This is a genomic window from Lysinibacillus sp. FJAT-14222 (genome assembly GCF_001278875.1).
GTDB classification, from domain to species: domain Bacteria; phylum Bacillota; class Bacilli; order Bacillales_A; family Planococcaceae; genus Lysinibacillus; species Lysinibacillus agricola.
Genome location: NZ_LIYL01000034.1, coordinates 99,543 through 114,782, shown reverse-complemented (window position 1 = coordinate 114,782; position 15,240 = coordinate 99,543). Strand labels below are relative to the sequence as shown.

Here is a 15,240-nt window from a genome sequence, read left to right as displayed (position 1 = left end):
TCTGTTACTATGTAGACTTTCACCATCTTCTACTCGCTTTAAATTGGAACAGATACTTTTTTCCCATCATCGCCTGTATAACGCAAAACGCTCGAAAATACATCTAGAGCAAGCGTATGTGTCAATATTGTAGCATGTAGTTCTTTTCTTCGCAATAATTATTAAAATAGTATATAATAATTGAGCATAAGTATAACACTATTAGATTTGAGGCGGTGAGTCCAATCGAACTCAATAAACGTCAGGAAGACATTTTACAAATTGTGAAAGAAAACGGCCCGATTACAGGCGAACATATTGCAGAACGTCTCAATCTGACAAGAGCGACTTTAAGACCAGATTTAGCTATACTCACGATGGCGGGCTTTTTAGATGCTAGACCTCGTGTTGGCTATTTCTATTCAGGTAAAAAAGCATCCGTTACACTAATGGATAGTATTCACAATTTAAAAGTGAAAGATTTTCATTCAGGACCTGTTGTTGTACCAGAAACAATGACTGTTTATGACGCAATTTGCTTCATGTTTTCAGAGGATGTTGGAACACTCTTTGTCGTGGATAAGAATGAGTTTTTGACAGGGGTACTTTCTCGCAAGGATTTGCTACGTACAAGTATAGGCACGCAGGATTTAAACAAAATTCCTGTACATATCATTATGACACGTATGCCAAATATTTCGTACTGTGAGAGATCAGATTCTTTAGTTGTCGCAGCGAATAAACTAATTGAACGAGAAGTTGATTCGCTACCAGTAGTAGAGCCACAGGATGGTGGATTGACAATCGTTGGTCGTCTTACAAAAACAACGATTACACGAGCTTTCTTATCACTTGTACAAAATGCCTAACTTTTAAGGAGAGCAGCATGAAAAGACTACGCGTTTTTGTTGTATCTGATTCAGTCGGTGAAACTGGTGATCAAGTAGCTAAAGCAGTTATTAGCCAGTTTCGACCTGGTTTGGAAAAAACGGTGATACGTCGTTTTCCTCATATTCAATCAGAGGAACTCATCCGAAAAATTGTTTGCCTTGCAGCGAAACAGCAGGCATTTATTGTGTACACGCTTGTTCGACAGGAGATGCGATCGTTATTACACGAACTGTGTGAGCAAGAAAAGATACATGCTGTCGATATTTTAGGACCTGCTTTAAAGACAATGGCAACATTTATGGAAGAAATCCCATTAGAAGCACCAGGAATCGTTCACCAACTAGATGATGATTATTTTAAAAAAATTGAGGCTATTGAATTTGCAGTAAAATATGATGATGGAAGAGATCCACGTGGTCTATTACAGGCTGATATTGTGCTCGTTGGTGTTTCACGCACCTCTAAAACACCGTTATCACAATATTTAGCACATAAACGCTATAAGGTGGCAAATGTACCTTTAGTACCAGAAGTGGAGCCACCTGAAGAACTATTAAAAATTGATCCAAAAAAATGTTTTGGTTTAATTATTTCTCCTGATAAATTAAACTCAATTAGAAAAGAAAGATTAATGACTCTTGGATTGAGTGATGATGCTATCTATGCGCAGCATAATCGTATATTAGAAGAGATTCAGCATTTTGAAAAAATTGTCGGTACAATCGGTTGTAAGGTTATTGATGTGACGAACAAGGCTGTTGAAGAAACAGCAAATGTCATTATTGAGCATATCTCGACTTGTAAATAAGAAACTAATTTCGATAAACCACCTCGGTTGTAAGAGGCGGTTTTTTTGAGTCGGTTTTGAAAATAGTATAGATAAAAACTAATTTTTGTTTTATAATAATAAAATTGTGGTAAAAATATTTATAAAGAGAAAAATCCTATTTTTTTGTCGAGAAATAAAGGATTTTTAAAACGAATAGCGAATTGTGTTCTAGAACGTAATTTAAAGATGGTGATGAATTTGGCAGGAAAGATTCCAGAAGAAGTGATTGAACAGATTCGCACACAATCGGAAATTGTTGATGTCATAAGCGAATACATGCAACTTACAAAGCGTGGGCGAAATTGGTTTGGTCTCTGTCCATTTCATGGAGAACAAACGCCATCTTTTTCTGTGTCTTCAGACAAACAAATTTTTCATTGCTTTGGTTGTGGTGCAGGCGGTAATGCCATTACTTTTGTCATGGATATAGAAGGTATTTCTTTTCCGGACGCAGTCGTGAAACTTGGTGAACGTGTTGGCATACATTTAGATGTTGGGCCAAGTTTACCTGAAGTAGCGAAAAAGGTATCTAAAGCGGAAGAAAGGATGAAAGAAGCACACGCTTTTGCTGCAGATTTTTTTCATCATTTACTGTTAAATACTGAAGATGGTGAAGAACCTTTAAATTATTTGCTAGAAAGAGGATTTACAAGGGAACTTATAGAATCTAATAGCATTGGATGGTCTCTTCCTAGCTTTGATGCATTAACGATATTGCTTGAAAGAAAAGGTTATAACTTACAAGAAATCGCGGAAAGTGGTTTAGTTATCAAGCGTGAAGGGGAAGAACGCTATTTTGATCGTTTTAGAGGGCGTATTATGTTTCCTATTCGTGATGAGAACGGTAAAATTATAGCATTTTCAGGACGAATTCTTGCATCGACTGGTGAAGAGGCAAAATATTTAAATAGTCCAGAAACACCGATTTTTCAAAAGAGTGAAGTGCTATATAACCTAGATAAAGCACGAACCTCCATTAGAAAAAATCGTCAAGTAGTATTGATGGAAGGGTTTATGGATGTTTTAGCAGCTACCTCTGTTGGCGTAACGAATGCTGTAGCAACAATGGGCACCTCGCTTACGAATCAGCATATCACAAAGCTAAAGCGCTTAGTAGAGCAGATTACGATTTGCTATGACGGTGATAATGCTGGTTTTGATGCGGCAAAAAGAGCGGCACAGTTACTTCAAACGGAACGTATGAAAGTCAATATTGCGGTGTTACCAGATAAGCTAGATCCCGATGAATACATTCGTAGTTTAGGTGGACAAGCATTTAAAGAACAAATTTTGGAAAACCCTCATGCGTATATTGCTTTTATGATGATGCATGCTAGACGAAATAAGAACTTTCAGTTTGAAAATGATACGCTTCAATATATTCAAGAGGTTCTTGAACAACTGGTAGGTAGATCATCACCTGTTGAACGAGATCTGTATATAAGACAGCTATCGAATGAAACAAACATCTCGGAAGAAGCGATTTATGCTCAATTCCGAAAGCTAGAGGCAAATCAGGTACGTTCTGCAAAAGTAGAAATGCCTGTTCCAACGCCTTCGATGCCGGTCACTCAGCAACAAAAGCCTATGGACGCAGCTGAACGTGCCGAACGTTTATTACTGGCTCATATGCTTCATAATATAGATGTAGTGGACAGGGTATTACGTAGTGAGCAAAAAGATCCATTTGCACGAGATGCCTATATGGCAGTTTTTGTTCGCTTAGTAGGATTTTATGAAGAATATGGTCATCCTGATTATCAGCGTTTTGTTGAGATATTGGATGACTCTGAATTACGTAAGATTGTAATGGAAGCGGCTTTAGCGGAACGGGATCCCGACCAAGCAGAGGCAGAGGTCATAGACTCAATACGTCAGCTGCAAAAATATAGAATTGAGCAAGAAATTCAACAAAAGATGCATGAGTCAAAGGAAGCGGAGAAGATGCATGAGTATGCGCGTGCACTTGAAATCGCCCAACAGATTATTCATTTAAGAAAATCGTTATCGGCGATTTAATCCGATTCGGTTGTTTAGAAGGAGGAAGGTTTATGGCGGACAAGTCAGAACGTTCAAAAGAGGTAGAAGTAGAAATTACATTAGATGAAGCAAAAAAAATACTACAAGAAAAAGCAAAAACAGAAGGTGAAATTTCAATGAAAGAAATTTCAGAGAAACTAGCGCCTTATGAATTGGAGAACGAAGAGATTTTCCACTTTGCTGAGGATCTTGAAAAGAATAAAGACATTCAAATCATCGGAAAAGAAGAATTTGAAGAAGAAAGCTTAATGAAAGAAGAAGCAAATGAAGAGACTTTCGATTTAAATGATTTGAGTGTGCCACCAGGTGTTAAAATAAATGATCCTGTACGAATGTATTTAAAAGAAATTGGTCGAGTTGATTTACTTTCTGCCGAGCAAGAAATCGCATTAGCAGAGCGTATTGAGCAAGGTGACGAGGAAGCACGTAAACGCCTAGCAGAAGCAAACTTACGTCTTGTTGTATCGATTGCGAAGCGATATGTTGGCCGTGGTATGCTATTCCTTGATTTAATTCAAGAGGGGAATATGGGGCTTATCAAGGCAGTTGAAAAATTTGACTACCGTAAAGGCTTTAAATTCTCCACTTATGCAACATGGTGGATTCGCCAAGCAATTACACGTGCAATTGCAGACCAAGCACGTACAATCCGTATTCCAGTGCATATGGTAGAAACAATTAATAAATTAATTCGTGTACAACGCCAATTATTACAGGACTTAGGTCGCGAGCCATCTCCAGAAGAAATTGGGGAAGAAATGGATTTAACACCTGAAAAAGTACGTGAAATTTTAAAAATTGCGCAAGAACCGGTATCTCTTGAAACACCAATTGGAGAAGAAGATGATTCACATTTAGGAGACTTTATTGAGGATTCTGAAGCTCAATCTCCATCTGACCATGCAGCATATGAATTGTTAAAAGAGCAATTAGAGGATGTATTAGATACATTAACTGACCGTGAAGAAAACGTCCTTCGCTTACGTTTCGGTTTAGATGATGGTCGCACACGTACATTAGAAGAAGTAGGGAAAGTATTTGGTGTAACACGTGAACGTATTCGCCAAATTGAAGCAAAGGCGCTTAGAAAGCTACGCCACCCTTCTCGCAGCAAACGATTAAAAGATTTCTTAGAATAAATATGAATAAAATGAGGGCTACCTGGTTAGTGATAAATAAATGACTAATCGGGAAGCTCTTTTTTTTACGCTCCTATTATATTCGCAAGCAATGGAAGAGAAGCGAATACCCGCGCGAAAGAGTAGTTTACCCGCGGAAGAGAAGTGAATACCCGCGCAAAACAGTAGGATACATGCAAAGAAAAATTCCATCTCCTCGCTTAGACCTTTCACTACTTCCCACCATTTTCTCATTTCTATATTCATTCATACTAGTTTTACCTTAGACTGGATGAAACCCCATTTTAACTTCTTTCAGCAGAAGTCTCCCACCTCTATAGATGGTGAGATGAATGCGGATTTAAGTTACTTTTCAGCGTGTATCCAAACATCTGTACCTGTCGCTACGCTTTCGGCACAAAAGACATCTGCTGAAAGAAGTTAAAGCCTCCGGCGGATGTCACGGAATCGGAAATTAGTTAATAAAGGATGTTAGCCTAAAATCATCGCATCCATGCGATAACGGCTAACTGACCTGCATCGTGCAGACCTAAGCGCAAAGGTGATTCCGGACGCAATTATGCCGAGGCATAATTGATACATAGTAAATATTATTTCGAAATTATGCTTATATCGAGTAATGAAAATGAGACAATCTTATTATTTTTGCTACTTTATACAGATGTGTTTTTGAAGATTTTGAGATAAAATTGTAATAACAACCATTATTAAGCAATGTTTGGAGCAAACACTATGACAAATCCACGGAAAAAAATAATCTTAAATGAGATTTTGTTTTGGAAGCAAAATAAGTTATTACCGGAGCATTACTGTGACTTTTTAGCGGCTCTTTATGCAGAGGGAGCTGATCTAGAGGAGTTAGAACCAGTACATCATAAACAAGCTGTATTACCTTTAGAAAAGAGAAAGTGGATATATTTAATTATAGGCATATGCATCGCTATGATTGCTCTTCTATCTATCTATTTTACAATATCCTCTTTAACGTTAATTTTAACGGCTGTAGTTGGAATAGCTGCTTTGATATTATTTATAACGGCGTTTCGAGTGGTACGAAAAAATGATTTATTAGCACTCGTTTTCCATTTATTAGCTGCGATTTTATTATTTAGTATGTCTATTCGAATTTACACTACATATTTTAATGGAAATAATATTGCATTGTTTTGCTTGATTGCAGCAAATTGTGGAGTTTGGCTTTGGTCAGGTATAAAAATGAAGCTACTTTATTTCACGGTCTCTGGTGCCCTAGGTTTACTAGCACTAATTGGCTACTATATCATAAACTTATCATAAGATAGACTTTGTAAAATAGTTTTGATGACAATGACAGGAATCTGTTTGCTTTTAAAAAGCTTACGGATTCTTTTTTTATGCTTCAGTTTGAAATTTATTTTTCTAAAAAAGTAGTATGTCTTTTTGGAATAACCTTATTAAATGAAATGAGTGTTAGAAAATATAGAATAATAATATTTCGAGATAATAGTATAGCCTATTTAGCTAATTGATTATTTCAATTAGGAATTTTGATTTTCTTGGTATATGAATGTGAAAAGAGAGGAAAGATAACAGCATGTACGGGAGCTAGGCTTAATTGTTAAAAAGATAATAGAAGGTCCAAATACTGGGGATAGCAAGACATATTTTATCCAATAGATACAGAAATGTCGAATTTGTTACAAACAAAGGAAAACTTAGCGAATAGGGCTTTTCGTTTCTAGGTTAATGAAGTACAATATTAGATGTTGACTGATTCTATATTATAATAGAAGTAGATTTACTATGAGGAGGGGAAACATATGAAAAACAATCCAGTCGTTCCTTACATTTTAATTCTGGCATTTGGTATTGGTCTTATTTTCTTCATGTCTTTAACAGGCGCAGAGAACAAAAAAGAAATTACTGCTGAGAAAGAGGACGGTGGCGAAAAAACAGAAGCTACTGATGACGGCTCAGCTCTAGTACAATCTTGTATTGGCTGTCACGCTGCTGACTTAACTGGTTCTGTCGGGCCAAACTTACATGGCTTAGATGAAGCTCGTATCGTAGACGTTTTAACTAACGGTATCGAAGGTACACCAATGACACCTGGCATGAAAAACGAAGCGGAAGCAAAAGCAATCGCAGAGTACATTGCTACTCTAAAATAGTATGAAAAGGTAGCTGTACTGAAAGCGTTTAATCGTGATTGGTACAGCTACAATTTTTTTTATCTTCATTCAGTTAATGAAAGATGGAGTTGCTCAAAATTTGAGGCAACTCCATTTGTTTTTTTGCACGACATCATACATACTAAGGATTGACACTATTTAAGGTAGGCGGTAAAAAATGAACGCACAAAAATTATCAAAACGATTAGAAACAGTAGCAAAATTTGTTCCCTCGGGTGCGGTTGTAGCAGATATTGGCAGCGACCATGCATATTTACCATGTTACTTAATTCATAAAGGTATTGCTTCTTATGCAATAGCAGGAGAAGTTGTGAAAGGGCCATTTGAATCAGCAGTTGGACAAGTGCAAAAAGAAGGGTTAACAGAAAAAATTACGGTGCGACTTGCGAATGGCTTAGCGGCAGTAGAAGCAGCAGACCACGTAGATACAGTTACTATTGCGGGGATGGGTGGACCTCTTATTGTTTCCATTTTAGAGAAACATCCAGAAAAACTTGAAGGGGTAACACGTCTTATTTTGCAACCGAATATCCATGCCAAGGTGATTCGCGAATGGGCTTTAGCGCATAATTGGGCAATACAGGATGAAGAGATTTTAGAGGAAGACGATAAAATTTATGAAATTCTTGTATTGCAAAGAAGCCCAATGACGTTAACGGAACCGGAAATTTTATTTGGACCGAAATTAATGCAACGAAAATCACCAGCATTTATTAAAAAATGGTCGCGTGAAAAAGAAAATTGGCAGCGTGTATTACAGTCCATTGAAGGGGCAGATCAAACACCTGAAATTGAAGAAAAACGTGCAGAGTTAGTCGCTCTACTCGATTTAGTGGAAGGGGTTTTGTGAGATGAAAACAGTAAATGGTCAAGAAATTATACAATTATTCGAATCATGGTCACCTAAAAAGTTAGCCTGTATGGAAAATGACCCAATCGGTCTTGCGATTGGCACATTAAACAAAGCTGTAAGTAAAGTATTAGTCACATTAGATGTTAATGAAGCAGTAGCAGAAGAGGCTATTGCTCAAGGATGCGAGCTAATAATAGCGCATCATCCACCGATTTTTAGACGACTTTCGAATATTCGTACAGACAATCCAGCTGGGCGTTTATATGAAAAGCTTATAAAAAATGATATTGCCGTTTATGCAGCACATACGAATCTAGATGTGGCTGAAGGTGGTGTCAACGATCTACTAGCAGATGCTCTTCAGCTTGAAAATCGTTCTATTTTAGAAGAAACATATGCTGAAAATATGTTGAAGCTAGCTATTTTTATACCGACTGCAAATGCCAATGATTTACGAGAGGCATTAGCAAAGGCGGGAGCAGGTCGCATTGGCGATTATGAAGCGTGTAGCTATACTACATTGGGAGAAGGACGTTTCCGTGCACTATCAGGTGCAAATCCACATGTAGGCTCCATCGGTGAATTACATGTGGAAGAAGAAGTGAAGCTAGAAGTAGTATTTCCGGAATCCATAAAAAATCGTGTATTAAAGGCAATGTTAAACGCACATCCGTATGAAGAACCTGCCTATGATATCATTCGCCTAGACCAGCAAACAAATGTAATGGGCTTAGGACGAGTTGGCCTCTTACCACAAGAAATGACTCTTCATGAATTTACTCAATTTGTAAAGCAGCAGCTAGATGTACCTGTTGTCCGAGTTGTTGGCGATTTACAGTCGAAGGTGAAAAAAGTTGCGCTTGTCGGTGGCGATGGAAATAAATATATCTATTCGGCAAAGCGTGCTGGAGCAGATGTATTTTTAACAGGAGATATGTATTTCCATACTGCACAAGATGCTCAGGCAATTGGTCTGCAAATCGTAGATCCAGGTCATCATGTGGAGAAAGTGATGATTACAGGAGTAGCTAAAAAGATGGCAAAAATGTGTGAGGATAAAAAATATTCTGTTGAATTTATACAATCTACTATTCATACAGAACCGTTTTTATTCGTATAAGAGAGGGGAATAGATGTGGCGAGTGAAAGACCTGCTGGCAATAAAGCCGGCAAGTTATGGATTATGATTGGTTTGCTGATTGCTGTGTTTGGGGTAGGTATGACATTCATGACGAATACGATGAATGCAAAAAAAATTGATACTATGACCGAGCAATGTGAAAAAGATGGTGGAGAAGCCATTGTCTCAAAGGAAAAGAATTTTCTATCAACAAACTATTCATTTAAATGTCAATAGTGAAAATTACAAGGCTGAATTATAGTATTTACTATAATTCAGTCTTTTCATGTTGTCGAAAAACTATTGTGTCAAAAAAATTAAGGTGTCCTATTAAATCACCCTCACTAAAAGTGCCATAACATTCACATTCACCAATTTTTTTTGCATTTTGTTTTTCAACACTATACAAAGGCTATTGTTACTATAATTCAGCCTTTTTGTGTATGCATAGATTAATTTTAGAGTGTTATGATAGGTAAGTATAAATTGGGATGGAAGGAGAGTTTTGGATTGTTTATTCGATTAACAAAAGAACAACAGGAAACGATAATAGCTGATATTCAACGATTTTTCTATAATAATCGTGATGAGGATATTACAGAATTTGAAGCAGAGAGAATGTTGGATTTTATCAAGGAAAACATTGCTCCACATATTTATAATGCGGCTATTTCAGATGCAAAATATGTTGTAGAAAGACAATATGCATCGATTGAGGATGAGCTTGCAGCATTAGAAAGACCAATAAAAATAAAATAATTATATTTGCAAGTTTAAATAGTTAGTAGGAAAAACAATTGAAAAATTGACAATTTTTATAAATACATGATATTTTTATCTTGGATTGAAGATAAATTAAATTGAAATAAAAAGGTTTTAATTAATCATCTATCCATTGAATAAAGGAACGGTCTCTTGTACAACATGGCTAAGAGAGCCGATTTTATTCAATTTGATGAACGTAATGATACGGTCACACTTTGAGGGATAAAACAAGGAGGAATAATATGTTGAAAATAGGGGTAATTTTAGGTAGTACGCGTGAAGGTCGTTTAAGTCCACAAGTGGGAGAATGGGTGAAGGAAGTAGCTGAAAAACGCGGCGATGCGGAATATGAAATTATTGATATCGCAGATTTTAAATTGCCATTTTTAGGTGAGCCAGGTGGAGATGCTTCAGGAGCAGCTACATGGTCACAGAAAGTCGCTGCATGTGATGGTTTTGTATTTATCGTTGCAGAATATAACCATTCCATTACTGGTGCACTAAAAAATGCATTAGACTACTTACGTGAGGAATGGAATAATAAGGCGGCAGGTATTGTTTCTTACGGTTCTGTTGGTGGTGCAAGAGCAGCTGAGCATTTACGTGGTATTCTTGGTGAATTATTAGTAGCGGATGTTCGCGTACATCCTGCTTTATCATTATTTACAGACTTCGAAAACGGCACGGTATTTAAACCAAAGGATGTGCAAGCCGATTCAGTAAATCAAATGTTAGATCAGCTTATCCCTTGGTCAACAGCATTAAAAACAATTCGATAAGAACTTTAAGCAGTATGTACAGTAAAAAGTGCATATTGCTTTTTTTATGCAGTTAACACATTGGTTGTTATTGTATGTCTTAAAAACATTGAGAAAGTGCTAGCTAACTTAAGGCTTGCACTGTGGCAATAAATGGTGCGCTGATCGAATCTCCGCTTAGCTTAATCAATAAATTAAGAGAGTTAGTCTAATTTTGTTGAAAAACATAATAAATAATCTAAATTTTCTTTCTATTTAAAAAACAATATGATATTATTTAAAAAATTACACTAATACTTTAATAATTACAGTGTGATTAAAAGAGGTGACTAATGGAAGAGATCCATCAAATCATTAAAAGAACGAGAATCGAGCAAGGCATGACGTTAAAAAACTTAAGCGAAAAGACTAATTTATCGATTAGCTTTCTATCCCAAATAGAAAGAGGCTCTTCGTCATTGGCTATTACATCTCTCAAAAAAGTAGCCGATGCTTTCTCAGTACCTATCACTTATTTTTTTGAGTCGGTTTCAAATAATACATATGTTGTAAAGGAGGATGATCGCAAACCTTTTAAACTAGAAGGATCTTCAGTAGAGTATACGCGCCTCAATGGTAATTTTAGTGGTAGAAATCTTGAGCCATTACTAGTAAAGCTTGCACCAGGTCAAATAGAAAAAAATCAAGAATCAACTCACCCCGGTGAAGAATTTTATTATGTCTTAAAAGGTGCAGTGCTTTTTAAAGTAGGTGGACAGGAATATTTTCTTCGAGAGGGCGAAACGATTCACTATCCCTCTGAAGTACCACATACATGGGAAAATCCTTTGAATGAAGAAAGTGTTGTCTTATCTGTTTTAACGCCAGTAATTTTCTAAAAAATTAATAAGGAAGGTTAGGTGTATGAAATGAGAGTTGCAACAGATATCGGAGGTACATTTACTGATTTAGTATATGTGGATGGACAAGGAAACTTTGGCTATGAGAAAAGTAATACAACTCCGCCAAATTTTGAGCAGGGAGTTATCGATGTCATTAAAAAGGGTGGTGTTGATCAAACACAATTAGAAATGTTTATCCACGGTACTACGGTAATTATCAATGCATTGACAGAGCGTAAGGGAGCTAAAACTGGGTTAATTACAACAAAAGGTTTTAGAGATGTATTAGAAATTGCACGTGGAAATCGACCAGATTTGTTTAATGTCAAGTACCAAAAACCACAGCCATTCGTAGAGCGTTATTTACGTAGAGAAATTACTGAAAGGCTTAATTATAAAGGACAAGTATTAGAAGCGATAAATGTTAATGAGCTTGAAGAAATAGTGGACTACTTTAAGAAGGAACAGGTAGAGGCGATTGCTGTCTCCTTTTTACATTCTTACGTTAATAATGAGCACGAAAAAGCGGCTGTGCAAAAGATTAAGAAATTGTGGCCAGAGATACAAGTAACCGCTTCTAGTGAAATTACACAAGAATGGCGTGAATATGAACGAACAAATACGGCAGTATTGAATGCTTATGTGCAGCCAGCTGCCACAACATACATTGATCGTCTTGAGCAAAAATTACAGGATACTGTCAATATTGAACAAAGCTATATTATGCAATCAAATGGAGGGACAACAAAGTTTGATAATGCAAAACGTTCCCCAATAAATATGGTGGAGTCTGGTCCGGTTGCTGGCATTTTAGGTGCAGCTGTACTTGGTGAAATATTAGGTGAAAAAAATATTATTGCCTTTGATATTGGGGGTACAACAGCGAAGTGCTCTTTAATTGAAAATGGCGAGGTAAAGGTTTCAACAGATTATTATATTGAAAAAGATAATCGTCATGCAGGTTATCCGATTAAAACGCCTGTTGTTGATATTGTAGAGATTGGTAACGGTGGAGGTTCTATCGCTTGGATTGATAGTGCAGGCTCTTTAAAAGTTGGACCACAATCCGCAGGTGCTCGTCCTGGACCAGTTGCATATGGACAAGGTGGAACAGAACCAACAACAACAGATGCTAATTTATTAACAGGTAGATTGTCACCGAAAAATTTTGATTTTAATGTCAATCTCGACAATGTTAAAAATGTAATTGCGGAGAAAATAGGAAATCCGTTTAACATGTCTGCAGAAGAAGCAGCACTTGGCATAATTCGAATTGCAAATTCTAATATGTTAAATGCACTAAAGTTAATTTCAATTCGTAAAGGTCATAACCCTCGAGATTTCACATTGATTGCTTTTGGTGGCGGTGGTTCGATGCATGCCCCTGCTTTAGCACTTGAATTAGGTGTTAAAAAAGTCATTATTCCGATTGCATCACCCGTATTTTCTGCATGGGGAATGCTTATGACAGATTTACGCCACGATTATATTCAAACATATATTAAACGAATGCATGAACTTGATTTAGTTGAAATGAATAGAGTATGGGCGGAGATTGAAAGCAATGCTATTCAACATTTTAAAGCTGAAAGCATGGGAGAAGACAATGTATTTTTCCAACGCTATGCCGATATGCGCTATTTAGGTCAAGAGCATACCGTTAAGGTGCCTGTAGATGGAGGCCAGTGGAATCAAGCAACCATAGACAAGGCGATTGCAAATTTTAATCATTTACACGAGAAAAATTTTACATTTAAATTGCCAGACGCAGAGACGGAAATTGTTAATATTCATGTGACAGCTTTTGGTAAGGTAAGTAAGCCAAAGCTGAAGACAATTAGTCGTCAAAGCAGTTTACAAGATGCATGGCTAGAACAACGTGCTGTGTATTATGAGCAGGATGGATGGGTGAAAACAAATATTTATAATCGTGAGTTATTGCCGATTGAAGAAAAAGTAAAAGGTCCTGTCATCGTAGAAGAAAAAGCTGCCGCTACTGTGATTTATAAAAATCAGTCACTCTATGTAGATGCCTACGGAAACATCGTTATTGAAAAGGAGGAAATATAATGACGACATTGAACACGCAAATTGATCCATTTACGCTAGAAATTGTGAAAGATGCGCTGTTATCTGCTGGAGATGAGATGTTCGTTGCTTTGGCTCGAACTTCTATGAGTCCGATCATCTATGAAGTTTTAGACTATGCGAGTGGCTTAACTGATGCGGAAGGTAATTTACTAACACAGGGTAATGGTGTAACAGGCTTCATTGGTATGCTGACTTTTATGGTCAAGGAAACGCTAAAAAAATATCCAGGTGATAAGTTAAAGGAAGGGGATATTATGATCATCAATGACCCTTACCAAGGAGGGGGATCCCATTTATCAGATGTTGGACTCGTTATGCCGATTTTTTATCAAGGAAAATTGATTGCTTTTTCCGCAAATAAAGCACATTGGACAGAAGTTGGAGGTAAGGACCCAGGTTCGTTTACGAATGACTCAGTAGATATTTTCCAAGAAGGGCTTCAATTCTCATGTCTTAAACTCTATGACGAAGGTAAATTAAACGAGGCAATTGTTGAGATTATCCGTTCTAATGTGCGCTTTCCAGATTTGTCGTTAGGAGATATGTTTGCGCAGGTTGCTGCTCTTAGAACAGGCGAAAAACGTGTCAAAGAATTATGTGATAAACATTCAGTCGCAACTATTTTAGCAGCGATTGACTATCATTTAGCGCATGGAGAAGCGATGGCCAAACAAGAGCTCGCAAAGCTTCCAAAGGGTGAATTTTATGCAGAGGATTTTATCGATACTGATGGCATCGGAAATGGACCGTTTCCTATTAAAGTTAAGGTAACCATTACAGATGATGAATTTATTTGTGATTTTAGAGGAAGCTCGCCACAAGTGCCGGGTCCAGTCAATTGTTCCTACACTGGATTAGTATCAGCTGTACGTGCCATCTTTTTAGCTATTACAAATCCAGCTCAAGATGTTAATGATGGTGTATTTAAGCCGTTAAAAATTATCGTTGATCCACGATCAATTATGTCTGCCGAAAGACCGGTGCCTGTTTCCAATTACTTTGAAACATTGCTTGGTAGCTTAGATTTAGTATGGAAAGCGTTAGCGCCACACATTCCTAGTCGATTAACAGCTGGTCAATTTTTATCGGTTTGTGCAGTGACATTAAGCGGTACACATCATGATACAGGAGAACCGTTTTTAATCGTTGAGCCATCTGTAGGTGGATGGGGTGGCGGAAATGATGCAGATGGTGCATCTGGTCAATTCTGTTTTTCAGATGGTGAAACATACAACGTACCAATAGAAGTAGCAGAAACACGATATGGTGTCTTAATTGATGAATATAGTTTAAGAGAGGATAGAAATGGAGCAGGTGCTGGAGAATATATCGGTGGTAAAGGGGTTATTCGTTCCTATAGAGCAATGACAGATAATCAAGCTGTGACTGTAACATTTGGACGCAATAAATTTTTACCATGGGGCATTGATAATGGCAATTATGGTTCACCAAATGAGTTTTACATTAAAAAGGCATCTGGTGAAATTGATGGCCCATACGGTGTATACCCCAGATATAAGTTAAATAAAAACGATGTTGTTCAATTAATAACTGGTACTGGTGGAGGCTATGGAGATCCGCGTAATCGACCAGCTGAACAAGTAGTGCGCGATGTCAAAAATGGCTATTTTTCGAAGGAGGAGGCGGAAACATTCTTTTATGTTCGAGTAGATGAAATGGACTATAGTTACGAGGAACTGCCAAAACGAAATGCGCAGTAAAA

14 protein-coding genes are annotated in these 15,240 nt (G+C 37.2%); all 14 read left to right on the top strand.

Going from position 1 to position 15,240, the window contains the following annotated elements; genetic code table 11:
• Window positions 1–215 precede the first annotated feature (215 nt).
• Complete coding sequence (locus tag AN161_RS15365; RefSeq protein WP_053595219.1) at window positions 216–848, top strand: helix-turn-helix transcriptional regulator; 633 nt, start codon at window positions 216–218, stop codon at window positions 846–848.
• 17 nt (window positions 849–865) lie between these two features.
• A complete protein-coding gene (locus AN161_RS15360; RefSeq protein ID WP_053595218.1) occupies window positions 866–1,678 on the top strand; it encodes a pyruvate, water dikinase regulatory protein in 813 nt (270 codons plus the stop codon).
• A 207-nt stretch (window positions 1,679–1,885) separates the two neighbouring features.
• On the top strand, window positions 1,886–3,718 hold the full coding sequence (dnaG, locus tag AN161_RS15355) for a DNA primase (RefSeq protein ID WP_082340141.1): 1,833 nt from the start codon (window positions 1,886–1,888) through the stop codon (window positions 3,716–3,718).
• 32 nt (window positions 3,719–3,750) lie between these two features.
• Window positions 3,751–4,878: an RNA polymerase sigma factor RpoD gene (rpoD, locus tag AN161_RS15350; protein ID WP_053595216.1), complete on the top strand. Its 1,128-nt coding sequence runs from the start codon at window positions 3,751–3,753 to the stop codon at window positions 4,876–4,878.
• A gap of 732 nt (window positions 4,879–5,610) precedes the next feature.
• Window positions 5,611–6,174 (top strand): hypothetical protein, encoded by a 564-nt coding sequence (locus tag AN161_RS15345; protein WP_053595215.1) that lies wholly within the window; start codon window positions 5,611–5,613, stop codon window positions 6,172–6,174.
• A gap of 503 nt (window positions 6,175–6,677) precedes the next feature.
• Window positions 6,678–7,028 (top strand): cytochrome c, encoded by a 351-nt coding sequence (locus AN161_RS15340; protein WP_053595214.1) that lies wholly within the window; start codon window positions 6,678–6,680, stop codon window positions 7,026–7,028.
• A 178-nt stretch (window positions 7,029–7,206) separates the two neighbouring features.
• On the top strand, window positions 7,207–7,899 hold the full coding sequence (locus tag AN161_RS15335; protein ID WP_053595213.1) for a tRNA (adenine(22)-N(1))-methyltransferase TrmK: 693 nt from the start codon (window positions 7,207–7,209) through the stop codon (window positions 7,897–7,899).
• A gap of 1 nt (window position 7,900) precedes the next feature.
• The gene (locus AN161_RS15330; RefSeq protein ID WP_053595212.1) at window positions 7,901–9,022 is read left to right on the top strand and encodes a Nif3-like dinuclear metal center hexameric protein; all 1,122 of its coding nucleotides are present in this window, start codon (window positions 7,901–7,903) and stop codon (window positions 9,020–9,022) included.
• Window positions 9,023–9,037: 15 nt separating this feature from the next.
• Window positions 9,038–9,259 (top strand): hypothetical protein, encoded by a 222-nt coding sequence (locus tag AN161_RS15325; RefSeq protein ID WP_053595211.1) that lies wholly within the window; start codon window positions 9,038–9,040, stop codon window positions 9,257–9,259.
• 273 nt (window positions 9,260–9,532) lie between these two features.
• Window positions 9,533–9,781 (top strand): DUF2164 domain-containing protein, encoded by a 249-nt coding sequence (locus tag AN161_RS15320; protein WP_053595210.1) that lies wholly within the window; start codon window positions 9,533–9,535, stop codon window positions 9,779–9,781.
• Between the two features lie 248 nt (window positions 9,782–10,029).
• The gene (locus AN161_RS15315) at window positions 10,030–10,566 is read left to right on the top strand and encodes an NADPH-dependent FMN reductase (protein ID WP_053595209.1); all 537 of its coding nucleotides are present in this window, start codon (window positions 10,030–10,032) and stop codon (window positions 10,564–10,566) included.
• A 311-nt stretch (window positions 10,567–10,877) separates the two neighbouring features.
• On the top strand, window positions 10,878–11,423 hold the full coding sequence (locus AN161_RS15310) for an XRE family transcriptional regulator (RefSeq protein WP_053595208.1): 546 nt from the start codon (window positions 10,878–10,880) through the stop codon (window positions 11,421–11,423).
• 30 nt (window positions 11,424–11,453) lie between these two features.
• Window positions 11,454–13,496: a hydantoinase/oxoprolinase family protein gene (locus AN161_RS15305; RefSeq protein WP_053595310.1), complete on the top strand. Its 2,043-nt coding sequence runs from the start codon at window positions 11,454–11,456 to the stop codon at window positions 13,494–13,496.
• Window positions 13,496–15,238 carry a hydantoinase B/oxoprolinase family protein gene (locus AN161_RS15300; protein ID WP_053595207.1) on the top strand — a complete coding sequence of 581 codons (1,743 nt, stop codon included), beginning with the start codon at window positions 13,496–13,498 and terminating at the stop codon, window positions 15,236–15,238. The genes AN161_RS15305 and AN161_RS15300 overlap by 1 nt, the downstream gene beginning before the upstream one ends.
• Window positions 15,239–15,240: the final 2 nt, after the last annotated feature.